A 26,424-nucleotide genomic window follows, 5' to 3' on the forward strand; every position below is an offset into this window, starting at 1 on the left:
GGTCCCCCTTCACCTTGGGCCTGGGCTAGGCGCCCCGGCCTCGGCTCTGCCCGAGCCTTCTCCCGACCGATCGTTCGGTCCGTGCGATTCCATGGTGGGACGGCCGTCGTAAGGTGTCAACCGCTGTGGATAACCTGCGGGCGTCCCCTGTGGACAACACCACCCCGCCCCGCCCAGGCCCGGGCGCCGCGGGGGGAAGGCTGCGCCGAACGGGTGAGGCTGAGTACCGTTCGCGATTGCGCGACGCAGCGCGAAGACGACCGGGATCGGGGAACGGGGCGGAATGGACGCGTACGACGGAGGCTCTGGCGCTCCGCAGGGGGCCAATACGCCAGGGGAGGCGGACAAGGAGACGGCGGCCGGGACGGAAACGGCAGCGGAAACCGAAGCGAAGAGGGCAGCGGAAAGCGCAGCGGAAACGGGCGCCGTGGCGGGGGCGTCCCCCGCGGAGGGCGCCGTTCCGGGCCCCCGGGCCGGGGCTGCCATTCCTGAGGCCGGGGCTGCCATTCCTGAGGCCGGCGCTGCACCAGGCCCTCCGGCCGAGCCGACCGGCCCCCTCGCCTGGCCGACCGTCGTCCCGTCCACCGGTGTCGTCCCCGCCGCCGGTGTGGTGGCCGCGCCCCCTCACCCCGCGCCTCCGCACCCCGAGCCCCGTACCGGTGTGGCCGCGCTCTCTCCGCGCTATCAGATCGGCGCCGCGCTGGCGCTCGCCGTCGTCGCGGTCGCCGTCTGTGTGCATGTCGGGATGGTGTTTTTGCACGTCGCGCCGTCGAACACGGTCACCAAGGCGCACGGCAAGGCGATCGACGAATGGATCTATCCGGAGTTCGAGCAGAACTGGAAGCTGTTCGCGCCGAACCCGTTGCAGCAGAACATCGCCGTCCAGGTCCGCGCCCAGGTCCGCACCGCGGAGGGCGGGTCGAGGACCACCGGCTGGTACGACCTGTCCGCGCAGGACGGCCGGGCCATCGACGGCAACCTGCTGCCGAGCCACACCCAGCAGAACGAGCTGCGCCGCGCCTGGGACTTCTACACGTCCACGCACGGCAACGACAACCGCCCGGTTGGCATACGCGGCGCGCTCTCGGAGACGTATCTGCGCCGCATCGTGGTGCTGCGGCTGGAGCGTGGCGGGGCGGCCGGTGACGGCGGTGTCGTCGAGCGGGTCCAGGTCCGCTCGCAGACCACCAATGTGACCCCGCCGAAGTGGAGCGACGAGAAGGTGTCGATGAGCCCGGTGTACCGCGAGCTGCCCTGGTGGTCGGTGCCGGACGGCGGGGCCGAGGGAGGTGCGAGGTGAACCGGTTCTCCTTGACGGTGTCCACCGCCATCGCCCGCGTCACCGAGTCGGCGCTCGGGCCGTACCAGAGTGCCGTGGTCCGGATCGGCTTCAGCGCCACCTGGCTGCTGTTCCTGGTGCGCGAGTTCCCCCACCGCCAGGAGCTCTATGGTCCCGACGGCCCGTGGGACTGGGAGCTGGCCCGGCAGCTGATCGACTCCAACGGCGCGTTCACCGCCCTGATGTGGTCGGACGGCCGGGGCTGGTTCGAGGCCGTGTACGCGCTCGCGCTGCTCTCCAGCGCGCTGCTGCTGCTGGGCTGGCGCACCCGTGCGATGTCGGTGCTGTTCATGGTCGGTGTGCTCTCGCTGCAGAACCGCAGCGTCTTCATGGGCGACGGCGGCGACAACGTCCTGCACCTGATGTCGATCTACCTCGTGTTCATGCGCTGCGGTCGGGTGTGGTCGCTGGACGCGCGGCGGGCGCGGCGTGAGCAGGCGGCACGCGCGCGTGGGGAGCGGGTCGCGGACCGGGTCGGTCCCGTTCTGTGGGCCGTGGGCGGGTTTGTGCTGGTCACGGTGACTGTCGCGGGCCGTTTCCACAGTGAGTGGAGCATTCCGGCGCTGCTGTGGGCGGCGTGGGTCGCGCAGGGTCTGTGGTGGGCCGTCGGCCGTCTGCGGAAGTCGGCGGAGCCGCGGATCCTGGTCGACGTGATCGGCAACATCCTGCACAACGGTGCTCTGGTCGTGATCATGACCGAGGCCTGTCTGATCTATGCGACGGCCGGCTGGTACAAGATCCAGGGCTCGCGCTGGCAGGACGGCACCGCCGTGTACTACCCGCTGCACCTGGACTACTTCTCGCCCTGGCCCGCGCTAGCCGACCTGCTCGCGGGCAGCGGCACGATGGTGCTGCTCGCGACGTACGGGACCGTGATCGTGCAGGTCGCCTTCCCGTTCACCCTGTTCAACCGGCGGCTGAAGAACGTTCTGCTGGCTCTGATGATGGTCGAGCACGCGGTGATCGCCGTGGTGCTGGGCCTGCCGTTCTTCTCGCTGGCGATGATCGCGACGGACGCCGTGTTCCTGCCGACGTCGTTCCTGCACCGGCTGGGCGGCTGGGCGGCACGCGCGCGTGGACGGCTGTTCTCCGACGGCGGCCGTACGGCGGCGGCGGAGCCGCGGGCCCAGGAGGATGCCGAGCACGCGCGCGTAGGGTTCACGGCATGACCGACCCCGTGAGCGCCGGCTGCGACCCGCTCGGCCGGTGGCGCAGGCTCGCCGACGCCTCCGTCCTGCTCGACGGCTTCCACGCGCTCAAGCACGCCGTGCGCTTCGGGGCGGAGGTGCCGGTGGCGGTCACTGTCGACCGGCGGGCGGCGCTCGCTCTCGCCGACGAGCTCGCTCCCGACGTGCGCGAGGCGCTGGCGGCGCTCCTGACGGAGGTCCCGGAGGCGACGTACGCCTCCCTGGTGCCGCGTCCGCATCCCACGGCGGTCGCGGCCCTGGCCGTGCGGCCCTTGCGGGAGAACAACCTGGAGCGGCTCGGGCGCGCGCCCCGCAGTAGTCCGGTGGTGGTTCTCGACAACCCGCGCAATCTGGGCAACGCGGGGGCGGTGATCCGGCTGGCCGCAGGGTTCGGGGCGACCGGGGTGGTCACCACCGGCACGCTCGACCCCTGGCATCCGACCGTCGTGCGTGGCGGGGCGGGGCTGCACTTCGCGACCGCCGTGGAGCGGCTGACCGTCGACGAGCTGCCGGCAGGGCCGGTGTTCGCGCTGGATCCGGAGGGCGACGACATCCGGGGCGTCAAGCTCCCGGACGACGCCCTTCTCGCCTTCGGCTCCGAGCGCAGCGGGCTCTCCGCGGAGCTGCGCGCGCGTGCCGATCATCTTCTCGCCCTGCCGATGCGCCCCCAGGTCTCCAGCTACAACCTCGCGACCAGTGTGGCCATGACGCTGTACCACTGGAGTGCCACCGGCGGCGCACCACACGCCCCTCAGCAGGCCCCTTAGACGCCCCTGGATGCACTTGGGCGTCCCTGGAACATTCCCAGGCGTCCCCCAGGCGTCCCCAAGGCGTCCCCCACGTCCCCCAGGCGTCCCTAGACGTCCCTGCGGACCTCGACCACCCGGAAGCGGTTGGCGACGAACGCGCCGTCGGTGAGGGCCGCGTTGGCCGCCGGGTTGCCGCCCGAGCCGTGGAAGTCGGAGAACGCGGCCGTCTGGTTGACGTAGACCCCGCCGGTGAGGTTGAAGGACAGCTGGGCGGACTCCTCCAGGCAGACCTCCTGGATCGCCTCCTCGACCTCCTGGTCGGTGGTGTACGCGCCGACCGTCATCGCGCCCTTCTCGCGCACCGTGCGCCGCAGCAGGGCGACCGCGTCGGCCGCGGAGTCGACGGCGACGGCGAAGGAGACCGGGCCGAAGCACTCGCTCATGTAGGCGGCCTCGTCGTCCGGCTTGGCCCCGTCCAGCTTCACGATGACCGGGGTGCGCACGACCGCGTCCGGGAACTCCGGGTTGCTCACCTCGCGGGAGGCGAGGGCGACCTCGCCGAGCCCTGCCGCGGCCTCCAGGCGGGCCTTGACGTCCGGGTTGACGATCGCGCCGAGCAGGCCGTTCGCGCGCGCGTCGTCGCCGAGGAGACCGTCGACGGCGCGGGCGAGGTCGGCGACGACCTCGTCGAAGGTCTTCGGGCCCTCGTCGGTGCGGATGCCCTCACGGGGGATCAGCAGGTTCTGCGGGGTGGTGCACATCTGGCCGCTGTACAGGGACAGCGAGAACGCCAGGTTGGCGAGCATGCCCTGGTAGTTCGCGGTGGACTCCACGATCACCGTGTTGACGCCGGCCTTCTCGGTGAAGACCTGCGCCTGGCGGGCGTTGGCCTCCAGCCAGTCGCCGAAGGCGGTCGAGCCGGTGTAGTCGATGATCCGGATCTCGGGGCGGGTGGCCAGGGTCTTGGCGATGCCCTCGCCGGGGCGCTCGGCGGCCAGTGCGACCAGGTTCGGGTCGAAGCCGGCCGCGGCGAGCACCTCGCGCGCGATGCCCACGGTCAGCGCGAGCGGCAGCACCGCGCGCGGGTGGGGCTTGACCAGGACAGCGTTGCCGGTGGCCAGGGAGGCGAACAGGCCGGGGTAGCCGTTCCACGTCGGGAAGGTGTTGCAGCCGATGAGCAGGGCGGTGCCGCGCGGGACCGGTGTGAAGCTCTTGGTCATCGACAGCGGGTCGCGCTTGCCCTGCGGCTTGGTCCACTCCGCCGTCCCCGGGGTGCGGACCTGCTCGGCGTACGCGTAGGCGACCGCCTCCAGGCCACGGTCCTGTGCGTGCGGGCCGCCCGCCTGGAACGCCATCATGAAGGCCTGGCCGGAGGTGTGCATGACCGCGTGCGTGAACTCGTGCGTGCGGTCGCTGATCCGCTTGAGGATCTCCAGACAGACCACCGCGCGCAGTTCCGGGCCCGCGTCACGCCAGGCGCGCTGTCCGGCCCGCATGGCGGGCAGCAGCGTCTCCAGGTCCGGGTGCGGGTAGGTCACGCCCAGCTCGATGCCGTACGGCGAGACCTCGTCGCCCACCCAGTCGTCGGTGCCGGGCTGGCCGAGGTCGAGGCGGGTGTGCAGCACGGCTTCGAAGGCGGCCTTGCCCGCCGCCGCGTCCAGGCTGCCGTTCTCCCCGTAGGCCTTGGGGTGTTCCGGGTGCGGGGACCAGTACGCCCGGGTGCGGATCGTTTCCAGGGCCTGGTCGAGGGTGGGCCGGTGCTGGGCGATCAGATCGTGCGTGGTCAGTTCGGCGGTGGCCATGCGGGACCAACTCCTCGTCGTGAGAACTCTTCTTCGAGCCCATGACCTGGCGGAACCCTGGGCAGGAACGGCCAGTCAGGGTTAGAGTAACCGAACGATCGGTCGGGACAAGGGGGCCTGCCGCATCTGTGGAAAACCCCGTGCGGGAGGATCGCGCACATGACAGCACTCGACCTCAGCAGCCCCGTGGCCGTCGTCGGCGCGGGCACCATGGGCCAGGGCATCGCCCAGGTCGCGCTGGTCGCCGGCCACCCGGTGCGGCTGTACGACGCCGTTCCCGGACGGGCCCGGGAGGCGGCCGCCGCGATCGGCGCGCGCCTCGACCGGCTCGTCGAGAAGGACCGCCTCGCCGCCACCGACCGGGACGAGGCACGCGCCCGCCTGCGGGCCGTGGAGAGCCTCACCGACCTCGCGGACTGCTCCCTGGTCGTCGAGGCCGTCGTCGAGCGCCTGGAGGTCAAGCAGGAGCTGCTGCGGCAGCTGGAGGACGTCGTCGGCGAGGACTGCCTGCTCGCCACCAACACCTCCTCCCTGTCGGTGACCGCCATCGCCGGCGCCCTGCGCAACCCCGGCCGCTTCGTCGGACTGCACTTCTTCAACCCCGCGCCGCTGCTGCCGCTCGTCGAGGTCGTCTCCGGGTACGTCACCGACGTCACGTCGGCCACGCGCGCGTACGAGACGGCCCGCTCCTGGGGCAAGACGCCGGTCGCCTGCGCCGACACCCCCGGCTTCATCGTCAACCGCATCGCGCGGCCCTTCTACGCCGAGGCCTTCGCCGTCTACGAGGCCCAGGGCGCCGACCCGGCCACCATCGACGCGATCCTGCGCGAGTCGGGCGGTTTCAGGATGGGCGCGTTCGAGCTGACCGACCTGATCGGGCAGGACGTCAACGAGTCGGTCACGCACTCCGTGTGGCAGTCCTTCTTCCAGGACGTGCGTTTCACGCCGTCGCTCGCCCAGCGCCGCCTGGTCGAGTCGGGCCGGCTGGGCCGCAAGTCCGGCCAGGGCTGGTACGACTACCGGGAGGGCGCCGAGCCGGCCGAGCCGCACACCGCGGAGAAGGCCCAGCCGCCCGCGTACGTCGTCGCCGAGGGCAACCTGGGCCCCGCCTGCGAACTGCTCGCGCTGATCCGCGAGGCGGGCATCCAGGTCCGCGAGGAGGAAGAGGACCACGGCAGCCGCCTGGTGCTCCCCGGCGACGGCCAGCTCGCCCTCGCCGACGGCCAGACCTCCGTGGAGTTCCGGGACGTCGTCTACTTCGACCTCGCCCTCGACTACCGCAAGGCCACCCGCATCGCCCTGTCCGCCTCCCAGGACACCTCCGCCCAGACCATGTCCGAGGCGATCGGCCTGTTCCAGGCGCTCGGCAAGGACGTCAGCGTCATCGGTGACGTCCCCGGCATGATCGTCGCCCGTACGGTCGCGCGGATCGTCGACCTCGCGCACGACGCCGTCGCCAAGGGCGTGGCCACCGAGGAGGACATCGACACCGCGATGCGCCTGGGCGTGAACTACCCCCTCGGCCCCTTCGAGTGGAGCCGCAGGCTGGGCCGCACCTGGGCCTGCTCCCTCCTGGACGACCTGCACGAACGCGACCCCTCCGGCCGCTACGCGCCGTCCCTCGCGCTCTACCGGCACTCCTACGCCACCGAGAAGCGGGAGGGCGCCTCGTGACCACCGCCAAGCGCGACACGTACACCCCGGAGACCCTGCTCTCCGTCGCCGTACAGGTCTTCAACGAGCGCGGCTACGACGGCACCTCCATGGAGCACCTGTCCAAGGCCGCCGGCATCTCCAAGTCGTCGATCTACCACCACGTCGCCGGAAAGGAGGAACTCCTGCGGCGGGCCGTCAGCCGGGCCCTGGACGGCCTCTTCGGGATCCTCGACGAGGAGCACGCGCGCGTGGGGCACGCCTCACAGCGCCTGGAGTACGTCGTGCGGCGCATGGTCGAGGTGCTCATCGGCGAACTGCCGTACGTGACGCTGCTGCTGCGCGTGCGCGGCAACACCGACACCGAGCGGTGGGCCCTGGAGCGGCGCCGCGACTTCGACCACCGGGTCGCCGAGCTGCTGAGGGCGGCCGCCGCCGACGGGGACGTACGCGGCGACATGGACGTGCGGCTGGCGACGCGACTGGTCTTCGGCATGATCAACTCGCTCGTCGAGTGGTACCGGCCGGGCGGCCGGGGAATGGTCGAGAGCGAGGTGGCCGACGCGGTGGTGCGGCTGGTCTTCGAGGGCCTGCGCACGGCGGACTGAGACGACCGGCTCTGTGGCCGGTCAGCCCTGTGACCGGTCAGCCCTGTGGCTCCAGGTCCTCCTCCTCGAACACCAGCAGTGTGCGCGTGCTGAGCACCTCGGGGATCTCCTGGAGCCGGGTGAGCACCACCTCGCGCAGCGCCCTGTTGTCGGGCGTGTGCACCAGGAGCAGGACATCGAAATCGCCCCCGACGAGGGCGATGTGGGAGGCCCCGGGCAGCTGTCTGAGCTGCTCGCGCACGGTCCGCCAGGAGTTCTGCACGATCTTCAGCGTGATGTAGGCGCTGGTGCCCTGGCCCGCCCGCTCGTGGTTCACGCGGGCCCCGAAGCCGCGGATGACGCCGTCCTCGATGAGCCGGTTGATCCGCGCGTAGGCGTTGGCGCGCGAGACGTGGACCCGCTCGGCGACCGACCGTATCGAGGCGCGGCCGTCCGCCTGGAGCATCTGCAGGATGTCCTGATCGATGGCGTCGAGCGGGCGCGGCGGCTGCAGCGGGACACCGCTCTCCGGGAGCGCCCCCTCTTCGGCCATTTGTTCAGGTGCCATGTCCCCCCGCCTCCCTACCATGGACGTACTGCGTCCATCTCAGGCTGTGGAGAACCGTTTGTCCACAGCCTGAGGGGCCCCGTAGCCAAAATGTGCCGACGACCGAACAATCGGTAGGTGAGGCGCATCACCTTCGACGCGCCTCCCGTAGCCGCTTCCACGAGGAGGTGCCGTCATGACGGTCATGGAGCAGCGGGGCACGTACCGGCCCACGCCGCCGCCCGCCTGGCAGCCCCGTACCGACCCCGCGCCGCTGCTGCCCGACGCGGAGCCGTACCGCGTCCTCGGCACCGACGCGGCCGCGCAGGCCGACCCCGAGCTGCTGCGCCGGCTGTACGCCCAGCTGGTGCGCGGCCGTCGCTACAACGTCCAGGCCACCGCCCTCACCAAGCAGGGCAGACTCGCCGTCTACCCCTCCAGCACCGGCCAGGAGGCCTGCGAGGTCGCCGCCGCGCTCGTTCTCCAGGAGCAGGACTGGCTCTTCCCCAGCTACCGCGACACCCTCGCCGTCGTCGCCCGCGGGGTGGACCCCGTGGAGGCCCTCACCCTGCTGCGCGGCGACTGGCACACCGGCTACGACCCCTACGAGCACCACGTCGCGCCCCTGTGCACGCCGCTCGCCACTCAGCTTCCGCACGCGGTGGGCCTCGCGCACGCAGCCCGCCTCAAGGGCGACGACGTGGTCGCGCTCGCCATGGTCGGTGACGGCGGCACCAGCGAGGGTGACTTCCACGAGGCACTGAACTTCGCCGCCGTCTGGCAGGCGCCGGTCGTCTTCCTCGTGCAGAACAACGGCTTCGCGATCTCCGTACCGCTCGCCAAGCAGACCGCCGCCCCCTCGCTGGCCCACAAGGCCGTCGGGTACGGCATGCCGGGCCGCCTGGTCGACGGCAACGACGCCGTCGCCGTGCACGAGGTGCTGGCCGACGCCGTGCGCCGGGCGCGCGAGGGCGGCGGTCCGACCCTGGTGGAGGCGGTGACCTACCGCATCGAGGCGCATACCAACGCCGACGACGCCACCCGCTACCGCGGCGACGCCGAGGTCGAGACCTGGCGCGAGCACGACCCGATCCGGCTGCTGGAGCGTGAACTGACCGTGCGAGGGCTGCTCGACGAGCACACACAGCAGTCCACGCGCGACGCCGCCGAGGCGATGGCCGCCGATCTGCGTGCCCGCATGAACCAGGACCCGGTCCTCGACCCGATGGACCTGTTCGCCCACGTGTATGCCGAAGACACTCCCCAACTGCGGGAACAACGCGCCCTGTTGCAGGCCGAGCTCGAGGCGGAGCAGGAAGGCGCGCACCGATGACCACCGTCGCCCTCAAGCCCGCCACCATGGCGCAGGCCCTCACGCGCGCGCTGCGCGACGCGATGGCCGCCGACCCGTCCGTGCACGTCCTGGGCGAGGACGTGGGCACCCTCGGCGGCGTCTTCCGGGTCACCGACGGGCTCGCCAAGGAGTTCGGCGAGGACCGCTGCACGGACACCCCGCTCGCCGAGGCGGGCATCCTCGGCACCGCCGTCGGCATGGCCATGTACGGGCTGCGTCCGGTCGTGGAGATGCAGTTCGACGCCTTCGCCTACCCGGCGTTCGAGCAGCTCATCAGCCATGTCGCCCGTATGCGCAACCGCACCGGGGGACGCATGCCCCTGCCGATCACCGTCCGCGTGCCCTACGGCGGCGGCATCGGCGGCGTCGAGCACCACAGCGACTCCTCCGAGGCGTACTACATGGCGACCCCGGGCCTCCATGTCGTCACCCCCGCCACGGTCGCCGACGCCTACGGCCTGCTGCGCGCCGCCATCGCCTCGGACGACCCGGTCGTCTTCCTCGAACCCAAGCGCCTGTACTGGTCCAAGGACTCCTGGAACCCGCAGGACCCACAGACCGTCGACCCGATAGGCCGCGCTGTGGTGCGGCGCCCGGGCCGCAGCGCGACACTGATCACGTACGGGCCGTCGGTGCCGGTCTGTCTCGAAGCCGCGGAGGCGGCGCGCGCCGAGGGCTGGGACCTCGAAGTCGTCGACCTGCGTTCCCTGGTGCCCTTCGACGACGAGACGGTCTGCGCCTCGGTACGGCGGACCGGCCGCGCGGTCGTCGTCCATGAGTCGGGATCCTTCGGCGGGCCGGGCGGAGAGATCGCGGCCCGGGTCACGGAGCGCTGCTTCCACCACCTGGAGGCGCCGGTGCTGCGGGTCGCCGGGTTCGACCTGCCGTACCCGCCGCCGATGCTGGAGCGGCACCACCTGCCCGGCGTCGACCGCATCCTGGACGCCGTGGCGCGGCTGCAGTGGGAGGCCGAGAACTGATGGCACAGGTGCTGGAGTTCAAGCTCCCCGACCTCGGGGAGGGGCTCACCGAGGCGGAGATCGTCCGCTGGCTGGTCCAGGTCGGTGACGTGGTCGCCGTCGACCAGCCGGTCGTCGAGGTCGAGACGGCCAAGGCGATGGTGGAGGTGCCCTGCCCCTACGGCGGCGTGGTCACCGCCCGTTTCGGCGAGGAGGGCACGGAACTGCCCGTCGGGGCCCCGCTGATCACGGTGGCGGTCGGAGCGCCGGCCTCCGGCGGGGCGGCCGCTCCCACCGAGGGCTCGGGCAACGTGCTGGTGGGTTACGGCACATCGGAGGCACCGGCGCGGCGCAGGCGGGTGCGGCCGGTTCAGCCGCCGCCCACCGCCCCCGCGACCACGGCTGCTCCCGCCGTCCCGGCTGATGTTCCGGCTGCCGTCCCGGCTGATGTTCCGGCCGCTGTTGCCCACAAGGCGGCGGACAGTCCCGTTCCTGTGATCTCCCCGCTGGTCCGCCGCCTCGCCCGCGAGAACGGCCTGGACCTGCGACAGCTCGCCGGCTCCGGCCCCGAGGGGCTGATCCTTCGGGGGGACGTCGAGCACGCGCTGCGGGCAGCCGCAGCCCCGCAGCCCGCCCCGCAGCCCGCGCCGGTCTCCCCGGCGACGCCCACTCCCGCTGCTGCCCCCGCTCCCGGCGGCTCCGCCCCCGCCGCCTCCGCCCATCGCCTCCCTCTCAAGGGCGTCCGGGGTGCAGTCGCCGACAAGCTCTCCCGCAGTCGTCGGGAGATTCCCGACGCGACCTGCTGGGTGGACGCCGACGCGACGGAACTGATGCGTGCCCGCGCCGCCATGAACGCTGCGGGCGGGTCGAAGATCTCCCTGCTGGCGCTGCTGGCCCGTATCTGCACCGCTGCCCTGGCCCGGTTCCCGGAGCTCAATTCCAGCGTCGACGTGGCGGCCCGGGAGGTCGTCCGCTTCGACCACGTCCACCTCGGGTTCGCCGCGCAGACCGAGCGGGGACTCGTCGTGCCCGTCGTCCGCGACGCGCACGGCCTCGACGCCGAGGGGCTCAACGCCGAGTTCGCCCGGCTCACCGAGGCCGCCCGGGACGGGCACCTCACCCCGGGCGAGCTGACCGGCGGCACCTTCACGCTGAACAACTACGGCGTGTTCGGCGTCGACGGCTCCACGCCGATCATCAACCACCCCGAGGCGGCCATGCTCGGCGTCGGCCGCATCGTCCCCAAGCCGTGGGTGCACGAGAACGAGCTGGCGGTGCGCCAGGTCGTGCAGCTTTCCCTCACCTTCGACCACCGGGTGTGCGACGGCGGTACCGCGGGAGGCTTCCTGCGCTACGTGGCGGACTGCGTGGAGCAACCGGCGGTGCTCCTGCGCACCCTGTGATCACGAACACGGCCCAGGCGTTCTTCGCGTCGGCGTCCCCAGCGTTCCCCGCGTTTCCCGTGATCGCGAAGAACGCATCGCCGGGGTGACCCCCATACTCGGGGGGTGACCTCGAACGAGCCTTCCGAGCCGGCGTACGACGCCGTCGTGCTCGCCGGTGGCGGCGCCCGGCGGCTCGGCGGCGCCGACAAGCCCGGCGTGCGGGTGGGCGGGCGCGCGCTGCTGGACCGGGTGCTCGGTGCCTGCGCCGACGCGCGCACCACCGTCGTCGTCGCCGACCCCCGCCCCACCGCCCGGCCCGTGCACTGGGCGCGCGAGGACCCGCCCGGCGCGGGCCCTGTCGCCGCGCTCGACGCAGGAGTACGGCACACCGCGGCGGACGACGTGCTCGTCCTCTCCGCCGACCTGCCCTTCCTCGCGGCGGACACCGTGCGGCGGCTGCTGACCGCCCTGCGCGCCGGCGAGGCCGAGGGCGCGCTGCTCACCGACGCCGACGGCCGCGACCAGCCGCTCGTCGCCGCGTACCGCACGGCCGCCCTGCGCCGTGAACTGGCGGTGCTCACCGCCGACCACGGCGGCCTCACCGGGCTGCCCCTGCGCCGGCTGACCGCCGGCCTCGATCTCACCCGCGTCTCCGACCCTGTCGCGTCCTTCGACTGCGACACCTGGGACGACATCGCCACCGCCAGGGCACGTATCAGGGAGCATGGCCACGTGTTGGATGAATGGATCTCCGCAGTCAAGGACGAGCTGGGCATCGACCTCGATGTCGACACCGGCGTCCTCCTCGATCTCGCCCGTGACGCCGCCCACGGAGTGGCCCGGCCCGCGGCCCCGCTGACCACCTTCCTGGTCGGCTACGCCGCCGCGCAGGCCCAGGGAGGCCCCGAGGCCGTCGCCGAGGCCGCCCGCAAGGCCGCAGCGCTGGCCCTGCGCTGGGCGCAGGAGGCCGAACAGGACACCGCCGCCCCACAGGACAAAGCCCAGGCCCCACAGGATCAGGCCCCACAGGACCAGGCCCCCCAGGATCAGGTCCCCCAGGACAAGCAGGACAAGGTCGTCGAGCCCGGCGGCTCTGGACCGGGCGCCGGATGACGCCCCGCGGCACCCGGCAGGGCCTAGACGCCGAAGACCTCGACGTCGAGGAGGCGCTCGCCCTCGTGAAGGACGGCAACGGCCCCACGCAGCGGGACGGCAACGGCAACGGATCCCCGTCCTCCCACGCCCCGCAGACCGGTCACCGGGCCGCCGAGGAGCACCGCCACCAGGCCACCTCCTGGCCGGAGGCCCGGACGATCGCTGCCCGTGCCGCCCGGTCCCGCGCCGCCCGCCGCGCGCCCGTCTCCGTGACCCTCGGCGACGCCCTCGGCCTCGTCCTGGCCGCCCCCCTGACCGCACTCACCGACCTGCCCTCCTTCGACACCTCCGCGATGGACGGATGGGCGGTCGCAGGTCCCGGCCCATGGCACGTACGGGACGAGGGCGTGCTCGCCGGCAGCGCCGCGCCCGCGCCCCTCGCCGACGGCGAGGCCGTCCGGATCGCCACCGGCGCCCGGATCCCCGCGGACACCACCGCGGTGCTGCGCAGCGAGCACGGCCGCACCGACGACAACGGCCGGCTGCACGCGACCCGCGAGATGCAGCACGGGCAGGACATCCGCCCGCGAGGTCAGGAGTGCCGCAGCGGGGACCAGTTGCTGCTCGCCGGAGCGGTGGTGACCCCGGCCGTGCTCGGTCTCGCCGCGGCCGCCGGGTACGACACGCTGAGCGCTGTGCCCCGTCCCCGGGTCGAGGTGCTCGTCCTCGGCGACGAGCTGCTCTCCGAGGGACGCCCGCACGACGGCCTCATCCGGGACGCTCTCGGCCCGATGCTGCCCCCGTGGCTGCGGGCGCTGGGCGCCGAGGTCACCGCCGTGCGCAGGCTCCGCGACGACGCGAAGGCCCTGCGCAAGGCCATCACCGCGTCCGGTGCCGATCTGATCGTCACCACCGGGGGAACGGCCTCGGGCCCGCTCGACCATGTGCACCCCACCCTGCGCCACCTCGGCGCCGAACTCCTCGTCGACGGCGTCCAGGTGCGCCCCGGTCACCCCATGCTGCTGGCCCGTCTCACGGAGGACCAGCACCTCGTCGGTCTGCCCGGCAACCCCCTCGCGGCCGTCTCCGGTCTGCTCACCCTCGCCGAGCCCCTCCTGCGCACCCTCGCCGCCCGCCCGGTTCCCGAGCCGTACGCGCTGCCGTTGAGGGAGGCGGCGCACGGGCATCCGTACGACACCCGGCTCGTTCCGGTCGTATTGCGGGGCGATCATGCCGTGCCGTTGCACTACAACGGGCCGGCCATGCTGCGGGGCATCGCGGCGGCCGATGCCCTCGCCGTTGTACCGCCGGGCGGCGCACGGGCGGGTCAGGAGGCCGAACTCCTCGATCTGCCGTGGGCGACGGCCGGGATCGGCGCCTGTTTCACGTGAAACACGCTCCGTGTGTGACGTGAAGCCGCAGCGCCTGTTTCACGTGAAACCACAGCGCCTGTTTCACGTGAAACCGTGGGTGTTTCACGTGAAACGTCGTCACGCCTGTTCGGCTACCGGGACTGCCCGGCTGACCGTGATCACGCGGTCCCCCGGCTGCAGGCGGGTGAGCCGGGGGTCGGCGTAGTCCAGCAGCTCCTTGCGGCGGACGACGGCCACCACCAGGTCCGCGCAGGTGCGGGGTGCCTGTCCCGCCTCCGCCTCGGTGATCGGGCGCTCGATGAGGTCCAGGCCGCTGCCGAGAGTCATCAGGTCCTCCAGGGTCCTGGCCACGGTCGGGCTGACCATTGAGACACCGAGCAGTCGGCCGGCGGAACTGGAGCTGGTGATCACGGTGTCCGCGCCACTCTGCTTGAGCAGTGGCACGTTCTCGTCCTCCCGGGCGGCGACGACGATCGTCGCGCGTCGGTTCAGCTGGCGGGCGGTGAGGGTGACCAGGGCGGTGGTGTCGTCGCGCTGCGGGGCGACGATCACCCGGGAGGCCCGCTGGACCTCGGCCTTGAGGAGCGTCTCCGAGCGGGTGGCGTCGCCGGTCACCGCCACCAGCCCGTCGTCGCCGGCCAGGTTGGCGGCCTTGCGTTGCGCGTCCACGACCACGATCCGGTCCTTGGCGATGCCCTGCCCGACGAGGGTCTCCACGGCATGGCGGCCCTTGGTGCCGTATCCGACGACCACGATGTGATCGCTGGTGCGGGCGCGCCACCGGTGGATGCGGACCTGCTGCCGGGTCCGCTCGGTGAGCACCTCCAGGGTGGTGCCGACCAGGATGATCAGGAACAGCACGCGCAGCGGTGTGATGACGAGGATGTTGACGAGCCGGGCCGTGTCGCTGACCGGGGTGATGTCGCCGTAGCCGGTGGTGGAGAGGGTGACGGTGGCGTAGTAAGCGGAGTCGAGGAGACCGACGGAGCCGTCCGCGTTGTCGTTGTAGCCGTCGTGGTCGGCGTAGACGATCAGCGTGGTGACGGCCAGTACCAGCAGGCCCATGGCGAGGCGCCGCAGCACCTGCTGGAGCGGGGGGACGCCGGTGCGCACGGGCATCGTGATGGAGCGGCCCGCCTCGGCGTCGTCCCGGGCCTCGGTGCGCGAGCGGTACCAGAGGGACCTGAAGAGGGAGAACCTGACCGGGCCGACGGGCTGTCGTGGGTGGTCCTTCATCGCGTGCCCCCTGTGGTGGTCGTCCGTTCGGTGGGCACCATGGTTCCCGGCGGGGTCGTGCCCGTCATGAAGCAACACATGTCCATGAGCCCGCGCCTGTCCATGATCCCGGAGGTCCCCTTGCGCGACCACACTGTCGTCGTCGGCTTCGGTACGAAGGGGCGGTCCGCGATCCGGACGGCCTGCGCGGCGGGCCTGCGCAAGGAACAGGTCATGGTGATCGACCCGAGCGCGAAGGTGATCGAGGCGGCCACGGCCGAGGGCTACGAGGGCATCGTCGGAGACGCGACGCGCAGTGACGTGCTGCGGCGGGCCGAGGTGCAGCGGGCGGGGCGGATCGTCATCGCGACGCAGCGCGACGACACGGCCGTCCTGGTGGCGTTGACGGCGCGCCAGCTCAACCCCGGGGCGAAGATCGTGGCGGCGGTCCGCGAGGAGGAGAACGCGCCGCTGCTCAAGCAGTCCGGCGCGGACGAGGTCATCACCAGCGCGGGTGCGGCCGGCCGGCTGCTCGGCCTGTCCGTGCTCAGCCCGGCGGCGGGCCGGGTCATGGAGGACCTCATCCAGCAGGGCGACGGGCTCGACCTGGTGGAACGGCCCGTCACCAAGGCGGAGGCGGGCCGCGGCCCGCGTGAGACGGACGACCTGGTGGTGAGCGTCGTCCGCGGGCACCGTGTCCTCGCCTACGACGACCCGGCGATCGGCGTGCTGGAACCGACGGACCGACTGGTCACGATCATGCGGGTGGGTCCGGACAGCGCACGGGCCACCCTCGGGACGCCGGGCATGCCCGGCGTCCCGCCTCTCCCGCCGGCCTGAGAGGCCTCCCGAAGGGCAGCATGAACAGCGCTGCCCACTCCACCGACCAGGCGACCTCCGGCCGGGGGCGAGGAGTAGCGTCCCTCTCATGCATGCGATCACGATTCCCGAACCCGGTGGTCCCGAGGCGCTCGTGTGGGACGAGGTCCCCGATCCCGTACCCGGCGAGGGCGAGGTCCTGGTCGAGGTGGTGGCCAGCGCCGTCAACCGTGCCGACATCCTGCAGCGCCAGGGCTTCTACGACCCGCCGCCCGGCGCCTCCCCCTACCCCGGCCTGGAGTGCTCCGGCCGGATCGCCGCGATCGGCCCGGGCGTCTCCGGCTGGGTCGTCGGCGACGAAGTGTGCGCGCTGCTCGCGGGCGGCGGCTACGCCGAGAAGGTCGTGGTGCCGGCCGGCCAGCTGCTGCCCGTGCCGACGGGCGTCGGCCTCGTTCAGGCCGCCGCGCTCCCGGAGGTGACCAGCACCGTCTGGTCGAACGTTTTCATGATCGCCCACCTCCGCCCCGGCGAGACGCTGCTCGTGCACGGCGGCTCCAGCGGCATCGGCACCATGGCGATCCAGCTGGCCAAGGCCGTCGGCGTGAAGGTCGCCGTCACCGCGGGCACCAAGGAGAAGCTGGAGCAGTGCGCCGAACTGGGCGCCGACATCCTGATCAACTACCGCGAGCAGGACTTCGTCGCCGAGGTGAAGCAGGCCACGGGCGGCGCCGGAGCCGACGTCATCCTCGACAACATGGGAGCGAAGTACCTGGACCGCAATGTCCAGGCGCTCGCCGTGAACGGCCGGCTCGCGATCATCGGCATGCAGGGCGGCGTCAAGGCCGAGCTGAACATCGGCGCGCTCCTCGGCAAGCGCGCCGCCATCAGCGCGACCTCGTTGCGGGCCCGTCCCCTGGAGGAGAAGGCGGCCATCGTCGCGGCCGTCCGCGAGCACGTCTGGCCGCTGCTCGCCGCAGGCCACGTACGCCCCGTGGTCGACCGTGAAATTCCGATGAGCGACGCCGCCGCCGCCCACCGGGTCGTGGAGGACAGCGGCCACGTCGGCAAGGTGCTTCTGGTCGCGCCGTAGCCACCGTCGTGGCCACCAGCGCCAGGTCCTGTCCCGGCGGACGCACCACACCCCGCCCGCCTGCGCTGATCGGTCTCTAGCCGCGGCGCAGGCGTAGGGCGGCCAGGGCGAGGGCGATGCCCAGGCCGATGAGGACGAGGCCGGTGCCGAGCGGCAGGATCTGCAGCACGGGGCCGTCGGCCCGCTCCGACTGCGCGTCCGGCTGCCGCACGGCGTCCTGGGGGGTCGCGGAGGTCGCGGGAGCGACGACGGCCTGCGGGGACTCGGACCCGGTGGGGTCGCCGTCACCGGCCTCCGCGTCGCCGCTCCCCTCGTCCGAATCCTCTTCGCCGGTGTCCTCCCCCGCCGTATCCGGCGCCTCTTCGTCCTCGTCCTCCCCCTGGTCGACCTTGCGCCCGGGCCGCTCGCGGCCCTCGCCCGCGCGGCTGCCGGCCCGGTCCGCTTCGGGGGAGGAGGGGGCGGGGGTGGCGGACGCCGACACGGTGGCGTGCGGCGGGACGTGCCCGTACGCCGGCACCGCCGCGTACGCCGGGGTGGCCCCGCAGGGCAGCACGACCACTCCCAGTGCGCCCACCGCGCCCACGGCGCCGACGCGCATCCCGCACAATGCCCGCTGCCATGGAGTCACGTCCGTGACCCCCTCCCGGTACCCGGTTGCCAAGAAAAGTCGCAACAAGCCTCACATCACGGAATTGTCGGCGCATTACGGACTACGCCGAACGGAAACGGTGGATCACCTTTCATGGGGGGCACCACGGTGATGAGGTGGGGACGTGCGAGAGAATGGCGGCATGGAGATGCCGAGGAACGAAAGGTCGCCGGAGAACGCCCAGAAGATCCTGGTCGTAGGTCAGGACGGCATGGCGCTCGGCGGCATCGACGCTGACGAGGATTCCCGTGAGATCCCGGTGACGGAGATGGTCGAGCAGCCCGCGAAGGTCATGCGCATCGGCAGCATGATCAAGCAGCTCCTCGAGGAGGTGCGCGCGGCTCCTCTGGACGAGGCGAGCCGGGCCCGGCTGAAGGAGATCCACGCGAGCTCGGTGAAGGAACTGGAGGACGGCCTGGCGCCGGAGCTGGTCGAGGAGCTGGAGCGGCTGTCGCTGCCGTTCAACGAGGACTCGACCCCGAGCGACGCGGAACTGCGCATCGCGCAGGCCCAGTTGGTCGGCTGGCTGGAGGGCCTCTTCCACGGCATCCAGACGACCCTCTTCGCCCAGCAGATGGCCGCGCGCGCTCAGTTGGAGCAGATGCGCCGCGCGCTGCCGCCGGGCGTGAGCCACGAGGGCGTCGACGACCCACGCGCGGGCGGCCGCACGGGCGGACCCTACCTGTAGGCCGCAGTCCCGTACCCGTAGACGTTCACAAGCAGACGACACAGCAGACGACACGGCAGACGTACACAAAGGAAGGGCCCGGCGTGATCGCCGGGCCCTTCTCGACGGGGTCAGGGCGTCACGAAGCCGGGTTGCCCGAGGAGACCTTGAGTTCGATCTCGGGCATGTCCTTCGGGTCGACGTCCGTTCCGGCGGAGGGGAACTGCTCCATGACCGCCCCGTCGCCGTAGGTGTTCTCGTCCACCTTCGTGATCTTGTACAGCCAGCCGGCGGCCTGGAAACACGCCTTGACCGAGCCGATGTACTTGAACTTGAAGTTCGGCACCCGGATTTTGGCGGGGTCGTTGTACGACTCCTCCGGCTCGGAGCACTCGGTCGACTCGATCGTCTTGGAGGCGTCCGGCCCGCGGTAGTCCGCCGCCTTCGTCGCCGACGGCGAGGCGCTGGTCGTGCCGCCCTTGGCGTCGTCGGAACTGCCGCCCAGCATGAGGCTGGTGATGAGGCCGCCGACCGCCACCACGGCGACGACGGCCGAGCCGATGAGCACCGTCCTGCTGTTCTTGCGGCTGCCGCCGCCCGAGGACACTGTGGTCGACGGCTGCGGGGCGAGGTTGTAGGCGGGCGGGGTGTGCGGCGCCTGCTGGTGGCCGTACGCCGGAGCGGGCGTCTGGTAGCCGCCCTGCTGCGGGTAACCGTAGGACGGCGACGGCGTCGGGGCGCCGTACGGGTTCGGGTTCGGGGCCGGCTGGTAGGGCGTCTGGACGCCCGCCTGGGGCGCCGGGGTGCCCTGGCCGACCGGCGGGAACACCGCGGAGCCGACGCCCGCGCCGCTCGACGTCGGCGCGCCCGGGACGATGCTCGGCGGGGCGGGCTGGAAGGAGGCGGCGACGCGCAGGCACTCGTCGCGCATGGCGACGGCGGTCGGGAAGCGCTCGTTCGGGTTCTTCTTCAGCGCGCGGGCGATCAGCGCGTCCACAGCCGGGGGCAGCGCCCGGTTGATCGAGGAGGGAGCCACCGGCTCCTCCTGCACATGCGCGTACGCGATCGCAAGCGGTGAATCCGCCTCGAACGGCAGCCGCCCGGTGACGAGTTGGAACAGCATGATGCCGACCGAGTAGAGGTCGGACCGGGCGTCCACCCCACGCCCCAGGGCCTGTTCGGGCGAGAGGTACTGCGGGGTGCCGACGACCATGCCGGTCTGGGTCATCGAGGTGACCCCGGACTGCATGGCGCGCGCGATGCCGAAGTCCATCACCTTGACGACGCCGCGCTTGGTCATCATCACGTTGCCGGGCTTGATGTCGCGGTGGACGAGCCCCATCTCGTGGCTGATCTCCAGCGCCGCCAGCACGTCCGCGGTGATCTTCAGTGCCTTGTCGGCGGGCATCGCGCCCTGCTGCCGCACGTCCTCGTCGAGCACGGAGCCGAGCGGGCGGCCCTCGATGTACTCCATGACGATGTACGGCGTCGTCAACCCCTCGACCTCGTCCTCGCCGGTGTCGAAGACGGAGACGATGTTGGTGTGCGTGAGTTTGGCCACGGCCTGGGCCTCGCGGCGGAAGCGCTCACGGAAGGCCTGCTCACGGCCCAGTTCCGTGTGGAGGGTCTTCACCGCGACCTGACGGTCGAGCACGGCGTCGTAGGCGAGGTGCACCGAGGCCATGCCGCCCTCGCCGAGCAAGTCGCGCAGCTGATAGCGGCCCGCGGCGAGCGCCCGCCCCGCGTACCGGCCCTGCGCGCCGTCCTGGCTCATGTTCTGCGTCCCCCGTAGGCCCTCAGGCGCCGTTGACTTGTTGTTGATCGAAAGAGCTATTCCCGGCCAAGTCTGCCGTAGGGCACTGACACGTCAAGCTCGGTGCCCGTTCCGTGACCCTACGAGAAAGAAGCGTCGCGGAAGCGTTACAGGTGCCGTACTGCCGGTACACAGAATTTGCACGCCGGTACGGCGTACGGGTTTCATGGCCGGTCCGACCCGGACCGGTGCCCGGGGACCGCTCGGGGCATCGTTGCGGGGATCGTCCCGGACCGGCGGCTTGCGCGGAGGCTGTAGCGTGGCCGACGGAGACCGTAACAACACCGCGCGCACCGCGGGCAGAAACGACGGCGAGGACTGATGGCACAGCAGCGCGCTCAGGGCCCGTCCGACCCCGAGGCGACTGGCGGCGGTATGTCAGATGCGCCGGAGAACTGGGGCAACGGCGGGCTGGTTGGGGACGGCCGATACCGGCTGACCCGCAGACTCGGCCGGGGCGGCATGGCCGAGGTGTTCGCGGCCGAGGACGTGCGCCTCGGACGGACCGTCGCGGTCAAGCTACTGCGCGCCGACCTCGCCGAGGACCCCGTGTCCAAGGCACGCTTCACGCGCGAGGCCCAGTCGGTGGCCGGCCTCAACCACCATGCGATCGTCGCCGTGTACGACTCCGGCGAGGACTTCGTGGGCGGCCAGAGCGTGCCGTACATCGTGATGGAGATCGTCGAGGGGCGCACGATCCGCGACCTTCTCCTCAACGCCGAGGCGCCCGGCCCCGAGCAGGCACTGATCATCGTCTCCGGGGTCCTGGAGGCGCTCGCCTACTCGCACCAGCACGGCATCGTGCACCGCGACATCAAGCCTGCGAACGTCATCATCACGCACAACGGCGCGGTCAAGGTGATGGACTTCGGCATCGCGCGCGCCCTGCACGGCGCGTCCACGACGATGACGCAGACCGGCATGGTCATGGGCACCCCGCAGTACCTCTCGCCGGAGCAGGCGCTCGGCAAGGCCGTCGACCACCGCTCCGACCTGTACGCCACGGGCTGCCTGCTGTACGAACTCCTCGCGCTGCGGCCCCCGTTCACGGGCGAGACACCGTTGTCGGTGGTCTACCAGCATGTGCAGGACATCCCGGTGCCGCCGTCGCAGACCTCGGACGGGGGGTGCCCGCCGGAGCTCGACGGCCTCGTCATGCGCTCCCTGGCCAAGGACCCGGACGACCGGTTCCAGACGGCGGAGGAGATGCGCGGCCTCGTCCAGTACGGGCTGCAGATGCTGTACGACCAGGGCGGTCACACCGGCACCTGGAACACCGGCCCAGTCGGCGCGGCCGGCGCGCCCGACGGCCGCGGCACGCCCGCCGGCGGCTTCGCGAGCACCACCGTGCTGCCGCACGGCGTCGACGGCTCCAGTACCTCGCAGATCCCGCAGCCGATCCTGCCCACGGGCTACGGCGGCGGTGACGACGGCGGTTTCGAGGGCCACGGCAACCGGGGCAGCGGCCGCGGCAAGCTGTGGATCCTGGCCGTCCTCGCGGTGATCGCCGTCGCCGCGGGCGTCGCACTCGCGTTGCAGGGCAAGGGCACGGGCGGCAGCGGCGGCGAGACGACGAAGTCGCCGTCCAGTTCGCCGTCGGCCGTGACCTCGCCCAGCCCGACGCCGAGCGACGAGCCGTCCGAGACGGCCACCGACGACTCCTCGGACGACAGCACCGGTTCGAACTCCGACTCGGACTACTCGCCGTCGTACACGCCGTCGGACAAGCCGTCGTACAGCCAGTCGCAGTCGGCCTCCTCGGCGCCGTCCCCCGACCCGTCGCAGACCCAGCCGTCCGAGCAGCCGAGCGCCCCGGTGTCGACCGACCCGGGGGCGGACGGCGGGACCAGCGAGGGCACGACTCAGGGCACCACGAGCGGCACCGACCAGGGGACCACTCTGGGGAACCTCGGTAACTGAACCGGCATACGCCGTCTCGTCAGCCACGCGCGCGTGGGCCTGTCAACAGGGCTCCACGCGCGCGTGCGCGTTTTCCCGGCCATGACGTCGTCCGCCATTCACCCGGTCGGTCTCGAAAACCGACTCTTCCCGTGGCCTGCCCGGCCGGGATAACGTGCCGTTGCTCCGGCCTCCTGCAAGGCTGTGACCAGGAATCTTCCCGACTTTGCCGATTTACTTGGAAATCCAAGCAAAAACGCAGGTCAGGAGGGGTTTCACAGATATGTGGAGCACTGGGTAACGTGTTGACTGCAGGGCGCTCGCCGGGGCACCTGTCACGCCTGTTCCGGCCGAGTGGCACCCACCCCGTGCAACGGGTGTCGGAAACAGGTGAGCCGCACTGGTCACCCGGCAACCCCGGGGGCCGGACCGACGGAGGAGCACACGTGACCGTGGAGAGCACTGCCGCGCGCAAGCCGCGACGCAGCGCCGGAGGCAAGGCCGGCGCCACCGGCACCGAGCGCACCACCCGCACCACACGCACCACCGCGAGGAAGAGCGCCGAGCCCGAGCTCGTGCAGCTGATGACGCCCGAGGGCAAGCGGGTCAAGAACAGCAGGAACGCGGAGTACGCCAAGTACGTCGCCGACATCACCCCCGAAGACCTTCGCGGCCTGTACCGCGACATGGTGCTCACCCGCCGCTTCGACGCCGAGGCCACCGCCCTGCAGCGCCAGGGCGAACTGGGTCTGTGGGCCTCACTGCTCGGCCAGGAGGCCGCCCAGATCGGCTCCGGCCGCGCCACCCGCGAGGACGACTACGTCTTCCCGACCTACCGTGAGCACGGCGTCGCCTGGTGCCGCGGGGTCGACCCGACCAACCTGCTCGGCATGTTCCGTGGCGTGAACAACGGCGGCTGGGACCCCAACAGCAACAACTTCCACCTCTACACGATCGTCATCGGCTCCCAGACGCTGCACGCGACCGGCTACGCGATGGGCATCGCCAAGGACGGCGCGGACAGCGCGGTCATCGCCTACTTCGGCGACGGCGCGAGCAGCCAGGGCGACGTGGCCGAATCGTTCACCTTCTCCGCGGTCTACAACGCGCCCGTCGTGTTCTTCTGCCAGAACAACCAGTGGGCGATCTCCGAGCCCACCGAGAAGCAGACCCGGGTGCCGCTCTACCAGCGCGCGCAGGGCTACGGCTTCCCGGGCGTCCGCGTCGACGGCAACGACGTCCTGGCCTGCCTCGCGGTCACCAAGTGGGCGCTGGAGCGGGCCCGCAACGGCGAGGGCCCCACCCTCGTCGAGGCGTACACGTACCGCATGGGCGCGCACACCACCTCCGACGATCCGACGAAGTACCGCGCCGACGAGGAACGGGAGGCATGGGAGGCGAAGGACCCGATCCTGCGCCTTCACCGCCACCTGGAGGCCTCAAACCACACGGACGAGGGATTCTTCGCGGAACTCGAAGCGGAGAGCGAGGCGTTGGGCAGGCGAGTGCGCGAAGCGGTCCGCGCCATGCCGGACCCGGACCACTTCGCCATCTTCGAGAACGTGTACGCCGACGGGCATGCGCTCGTCGACGAGGAGCGGGCCCAGTTCGCCGCCTACCAGGCGTCGTTCGCGGACGAAGACGGGGGTAAGTGAGATGACCGAGACCGCGACAGCCAAGGCTGCGGCTTCGAAGAACCTGGCCCTGGCCAAGGCGATCAACGAGTCGCTTCGCCACGCCCTGGAGGCCGACCCCAAGGTCCTGATCATGGGTGAGGACGTCGGCAAGCTCGGCGGCGTCTTCCGGGTGACGGACGGGCTGCAGAAGGACTTCGGCGAGAGCCGCGTCATCGACACCCCGCTCGCCGAGTCCGGAATCGTCGGCACCGCGATCGGTCTGGCTCTGCGCGGCTACCGGCCGGTCGTGGAGATCCAGTTCGACGGCTTCGTCTTCCCGGCCTACGACCAGATCGTCACGCAGCTCGCGAAGATGCACGCGCGTTCGCTCGGCAAGGTCAAGCTCCCGGTCGTCGTCCGCATCCCCTACGGCGGTGGCATCGGCGCGGTCGAGCACCACTCGGAGTCGCCGGAAGCCCTCTTCGCGCATGTGTCGGGCCTGAAGATCGTCTCCCCGTCGAACGCGTCCGACGCGTACTGGATGATGCAGCAGGCCATCCAGAGCGACGACCCGGTGATCTTCTTCGAGCCCAAGCGGCGCTACTGGGACAAGGCCGAGGTCAACACCGAGGCGATTCCCGGCCCTCTGCACAAGGCCAGGGTCGTCCGTGAGGGCGCCGACCTCACCCTCGTCGCCTACGGCCCCATGGTGAAGCTCTGCCAGGAGGTCGCCGACGCGGCCGCCGAGGAGGGCAAGAACCTGGAGGTCCTGGACCTGCGCTCGGTGTCCCCGCTGGACTTCGACTCGATCCAGACGTCCGTGGAGAAGACGCGCCGTCTGGTCGTCGTCCACGAGGCGCCGGTGTTCTTCGGCTCGGGCGCGGAGATCGCCGCCCGGATCACCGAGCGCTGCTTCTACCACCTGGAGGCACCGGTCCTCAGGGTCGGCGGCTATCACGCCCCGTACCCGCCGGCGCGCCTGGAGGAGGAGTACCTGCCTGGTCTGGACCGGGTGCTCGACGCCGTCGACCGTGCCCTGGCGTACTGAGGAGAGGGTCGTGACGACGATGACGGAAGCGTCCGTACGCGAGTTCAAGATGCCCGACGTGGGTGAGGGGCTCACAGAGGCCGAGATCCTCAAGTGGTACGTCCAGCCCGGTGACACGGTGACGGACGGCCAGGTGGTGTGCGAGGTCGAGACGGCCAAGGCCGCCGTCGAACTGCCCATCCCCTACGACGGGGTGGTCCGCGAACTGCGCTTCCCCGAGGGCACCACGGTCGACGTGGGCACGTCGATCATCGCGGTGGACGTGGCCGGCGGGGCGGGCGAGGCGGGCGGCGCCCCGGTCGCCGAGGTGCCGGCGCAGGCTCCCGCGCAGGCGCCGGCCGCCCCGCAGAAGCAGCCCGAGACGGCGAAGCCGGATGCGGGGAAGACCCAGGCGGCGAAGCCGGCGGGTGCGGGCCGCCAGCCGGTCCTCGTCGGGTACGGCGTGGCCGCTTCCTCCACGAAGCGCCGGCCGCGCAAGGGCCCCGACATCTCGGTGCCGCAGGTCTCGGAGACGATCCAGACCGAGCTCAACGGCCACGGCAGCGGACCGGCCCCGAAGGAGCGCCCGCTGGCCAAGCCGCCGGTGCGCAAGCTGGCCAAGGACCTGGGCGTCGACCTCGCCACGGTGGTCCCGTCCGGCCCGGACGGCATCATCACCCGCGAGGACGTCCACGCGGCGGCGGCCCCGACTGCGGCTCCGACGGCGGCTTCGGCAGCCGAGCCGCAGGCACTGGCGCCGCAGGCACTGGCGCCGCAGGCTCCGGCGCCGCAGACCCCGGTCTCGGTCCCCGCGCTCACGGCCGCGCCCGTACCGTCGTACGACGCGGCGCGGGAGACGCGTATCCCGGTCAAGGGGGTCCGCAAGGCGACGGCGCTGGCGATGGTCGGCTCGGCGTTCACCGCGCCGCACGTCACGGAGTTCGTGACGATCGACGTGACGCGCACGCTGAAGCTCGTCGAGGAGCTCAAGCAGGACAAGGACCTGCAGGGACTCAGGGTGAACCCCCTGCTCCTCATCGCCAGGGCGCTGCTGGTCGCCATCAAGCGCCACCCGGAGATCAACGCGTCGTGGGACGAGGCGGCGCAGGAGATCGTGGTCAAGCACTACGTCAACCTGGGCATCGCGGCCGCGACCCCCAGAGGCCTGCTGGTCCCGAACATCAAGGACGCCCACGCCAAGACGCTGCCGCAGCTGGCGGAGTCCCTGGGCGAGCTGGTCTCGACGGCGAGGGAGGGCAAGACGTCCCCCGCCGCCATGCAGGGCGGCACGGTGACCATCACCAACGTCGGCGTCTTCGGCGTCGACACCGGCACCCCGATCCTGAACCCGGGCGAGTCCGCGATCCTCGCGGTCGGCGCGATCAGGCTCCAGCCGTGGGTCCACAAGGGCAAGGTGAAGCCCCGTCAGGTGACGACGCTGGCCCTGAGCTTCGACCACCGGCTGGTCGACGGGGAACTGGGCTCGAAGGTGCTGGCGGACGTGGCGGCCATCCTGGAACAGCCCAAAAAGCTGATCACCTGGGGGTAGCAGCGAGGAGAACGGCCGCGCGCCCCGAGCGGGAGCGCGGCCTCTCCCGA

Annotated in this window: 21 protein-coding genes and 1 pseudogene; 17 read left to right on the forward strand and 5 right to left on the reverse strand. The window is 71.7% G+C overall.

Annotated elements, in window-relative coordinates; genetic code table 11:
- Window positions 1-283: 283 nt before the first annotated feature.
- Genes ACZ5SK_RS09960 through ACZ5SK_RS09970 form a run of 3 tightly spaced genes read left to right on the forward strand, consistent with a single transcriptional unit; the run spans window position 284 to window position 3,293 of the window.
- Window positions 284-1,300 (forward strand): DUF5819 family protein, encoded by a 1,017-nt coding sequence (locus ACZ5SK_RS09960; protein ID WP_334578705.1) that lies wholly within the window; start codon window positions 284-286, stop codon window positions 1,298-1,300.
- The gene (locus tag ACZ5SK_RS09965; protein WP_334578706.1) at window positions 1,297-2,508 is read left to right on the forward strand and encodes an HTTM domain-containing protein; all 1,212 of its coding nucleotides are present in this window, start codon (window positions 1,297-1,299) and stop codon (window positions 2,506-2,508) included. Before ACZ5SK_RS09960 ends, ACZ5SK_RS09965 begins: the two co-directional genes overlap by 4 nt.
- Entirely contained in the window at window positions 2,505-3,293 is a 789-nt protein-coding gene (locus ACZ5SK_RS09970) for a TrmH family RNA methyltransferase (RefSeq protein ID WP_334578707.1), read from the forward strand. Before ACZ5SK_RS09965 ends, ACZ5SK_RS09970 begins: the two co-directional genes overlap by 4 nt.
- Window positions 3,294-3,382: 89 nt before the next feature.
- Here the strand turns inward: ACZ5SK_RS09970 and paaN are convergent, their stop codons facing one another.
- Window positions 3,383-5,077: a phenylacetic acid degradation protein PaaN gene (paaN, locus tag ACZ5SK_RS09975; RefSeq protein ID WP_334578708.1), complete on the reverse strand. Its 1,695-nt coding sequence runs from the start codon at window positions 5,075-5,077 to the stop codon at window positions 3,383-3,385.
- A gap of 159 nt (window positions 5,078-5,236) precedes the next feature.
- Between paaN and ACZ5SK_RS09980 the strand changes: the two genes are divergently transcribed.
- Window positions 5,237-6,751: a 3-hydroxyacyl-CoA dehydrogenase gene (locus tag ACZ5SK_RS09980; RefSeq protein ID WP_334578709.1), complete on the forward strand. Its 1,515-nt coding sequence runs from the start codon at window positions 5,237-5,239 to the stop codon at window positions 6,749-6,751.
- Window positions 6,748-7,338: a TetR/AcrR family transcriptional regulator gene (locus tag ACZ5SK_RS09985; protein WP_079661124.1), complete on the forward strand. Its 591-nt coding sequence runs from the start codon at window positions 6,748-6,750 to the stop codon at window positions 7,336-7,338. Before ACZ5SK_RS09980 ends, ACZ5SK_RS09985 begins: the two co-directional genes overlap by 4 nt.
- Before the next feature lie 37 nt (window positions 7,339-7,375).
- On the opposite strand, the gene ACZ5SK_RS09990 is transcribed toward ACZ5SK_RS09985, so the two are convergent.
- Window positions 7,376-7,885, reverse strand: a complete 510-nt coding sequence (locus ACZ5SK_RS09990; RefSeq protein WP_319676458.1) for an Lrp/AsnC family transcriptional regulator — start codon at window positions 7,883-7,885, stop codon at window positions 7,376-7,378.
- A gap of 175 nt (window positions 7,886-8,060) precedes the next feature.
- On the opposite strand from ACZ5SK_RS09990, the gene pdhA (ACZ5SK_RS09995) reads away from it, so the two are divergent.
- The 5 genes from pdhA (ACZ5SK_RS09995) (at window position 8,061) to ACZ5SK_RS10015 (ending at window position 14,048) form a co-directional block, all read left to right on the forward strand.
- Window positions 8,061-9,197, forward strand: coding sequence for a pyruvate dehydrogenase (acetyl-transferring) E1 component subunit alpha (gene pdhA / locus ACZ5SK_RS09995; protein WP_334578710.1), 1,137 nt, complete (start codon window positions 8,061-8,063; stop codon window positions 9,195-9,197).
- A complete protein-coding gene (locus ACZ5SK_RS10000) occupies window positions 9,194-10,198 on the forward strand; it encodes an alpha-ketoacid dehydrogenase subunit beta (protein WP_334578711.1) in 1,005 nt (334 codons plus the stop codon). The genes pdhA (ACZ5SK_RS09995) and ACZ5SK_RS10000 overlap by 4 nt, the downstream gene beginning before the upstream one ends.
- On the forward strand, window positions 10,198-11,580 hold the full coding sequence (locus ACZ5SK_RS10005) for a dihydrolipoamide acetyltransferase family protein (RefSeq protein WP_334578712.1): 1,383 nt from the start codon (window positions 10,198-10,200) through the stop codon (window positions 11,578-11,580). Before ACZ5SK_RS10000 ends, ACZ5SK_RS10005 begins: the two co-directional genes overlap by 1 nt.
- 105 nt (window positions 11,581-11,685) lie before the next feature.
- Window positions 11,686-12,675, forward strand: a complete 990-nt coding sequence (locus ACZ5SK_RS10010; protein WP_334578713.1) for an NTP transferase domain-containing protein — start codon at window positions 11,686-11,688, stop codon at window positions 12,673-12,675.
- Entirely contained in the window at window positions 12,672-14,048 is a 1,377-nt protein-coding gene (locus tag ACZ5SK_RS10015; RefSeq protein ID WP_334578714.1) for a molybdopterin molybdotransferase MoeA, read from the forward strand. Before ACZ5SK_RS10010 ends, ACZ5SK_RS10015 begins: the two co-directional genes overlap by 4 nt.
- Before the next feature lie 99 nt (window positions 14,049-14,147).
- On the opposite strand, the gene ACZ5SK_RS10020 is transcribed toward ACZ5SK_RS10015, so the two are convergent.
- Complete coding sequence (locus ACZ5SK_RS10020; protein ID WP_334578715.1) at window positions 14,148-15,266, reverse strand: potassium channel family protein; 1,119 nt, start codon at window positions 15,264-15,266, stop codon at window positions 14,148-14,150.
- Window positions 15,267-15,386: 120 nt separating this feature from the next.
- Between ACZ5SK_RS10020 and ACZ5SK_RS10025 the strand changes: the two are divergent.
- Both ACZ5SK_RS10025 and ACZ5SK_RS10030 read left to right on the forward strand, forming a co-directional pair.
- Window positions 15,387-16,085 (forward strand): annotated as a pseudogene (locus tag ACZ5SK_RS10025) (potassium channel family protein); the annotation flags it as partial.
- Window positions 16,086-16,173: 88 nt separating this feature from the next.
- Window positions 16,174-17,154, forward strand: a complete 981-nt coding sequence (locus tag ACZ5SK_RS10030; protein WP_334578716.1) for an NAD(P)H-quinone oxidoreductase — start codon at window positions 16,174-16,176, stop codon at window positions 17,152-17,154.
- 76 nt (window positions 17,155-17,230) lie between these two features.
- Here the strand turns inward: ACZ5SK_RS10030 and ACZ5SK_RS10035 are convergent, their stop codons facing one another.
- A complete protein-coding gene (locus ACZ5SK_RS10035; RefSeq protein ID WP_334578717.1) occupies window positions 17,231-17,782 on the reverse strand; it encodes a hypothetical protein in 552 nt (183 codons plus the stop codon).
- A 163-nt stretch (window positions 17,783-17,945) separates the two neighbouring features.
- Between ACZ5SK_RS10035 and ACZ5SK_RS10040 the strand changes: the two genes are divergently transcribed.
- Window positions 17,946-18,491 carry a bacterial proteasome activator family protein gene (locus tag ACZ5SK_RS10040; RefSeq protein WP_334578718.1) on the forward strand — a complete coding sequence of 182 codons (546 nt, stop codon included), beginning with the start codon at window positions 17,946-17,948 and terminating at the stop codon, window positions 18,489-18,491.
- A 118-nt stretch (window positions 18,492-18,609) separates the two neighbouring features.
- On the opposite strand, the gene ACZ5SK_RS10045 is transcribed toward ACZ5SK_RS10040, so the two are convergent.
- Window positions 18,610-20,244, reverse strand: a complete 1,635-nt coding sequence (locus tag ACZ5SK_RS10045) for a protein kinase domain-containing protein (RefSeq protein WP_334578719.1) — start codon at window positions 20,242-20,244, stop codon at window positions 18,610-18,612.
- 414 nt (window positions 20,245-20,658) lie between these two features.
- Between ACZ5SK_RS10045 and ACZ5SK_RS10050 the strand changes: the two genes are divergently transcribed.
- From ACZ5SK_RS10050 to ACZ5SK_RS10065, 4 genes are all read left to right on the forward strand, one after another.
- Window positions 20,659-22,203, forward strand: a complete 1,545-nt coding sequence (locus ACZ5SK_RS10050) for a protein kinase domain-containing protein (RefSeq protein WP_468575739.1) — start codon at window positions 20,659-20,661, stop codon at window positions 22,201-22,203.
- 425 nt (window positions 22,204-22,628) lie between these two features.
- Window positions 22,629-23,837: a pyruvate dehydrogenase (acetyl-transferring) E1 component subunit alpha gene (gene pdhA / locus ACZ5SK_RS10055; protein ID WP_334578720.1), complete on the forward strand. Its 1,209-nt coding sequence runs from the start codon at window positions 22,629-22,631 to the stop codon at window positions 23,835-23,837.
- Window position 23,838: 1 nt separating this feature from the next.
- Complete coding sequence (locus tag ACZ5SK_RS10060) at window positions 23,839-24,846, forward strand: alpha-ketoacid dehydrogenase subunit beta (protein WP_079661110.1); 1,008 nt, start codon at window positions 23,839-23,841, stop codon at window positions 24,844-24,846.
- A gap of 10 nt (window positions 24,847-24,856) precedes the next feature.
- Complete coding sequence (locus ACZ5SK_RS10065; protein WP_468157976.1) at window positions 24,857-26,374, forward strand: dihydrolipoamide acetyltransferase family protein; 1,518 nt, start codon at window positions 24,857-24,859, stop codon at window positions 26,372-26,374.
- The last annotated feature ends 50 nt before the right edge of the window (window positions 26,375-26,424 follow it).

The organism is Streptomyces sp. NPDC031474 (assembly GCF_055581185.1).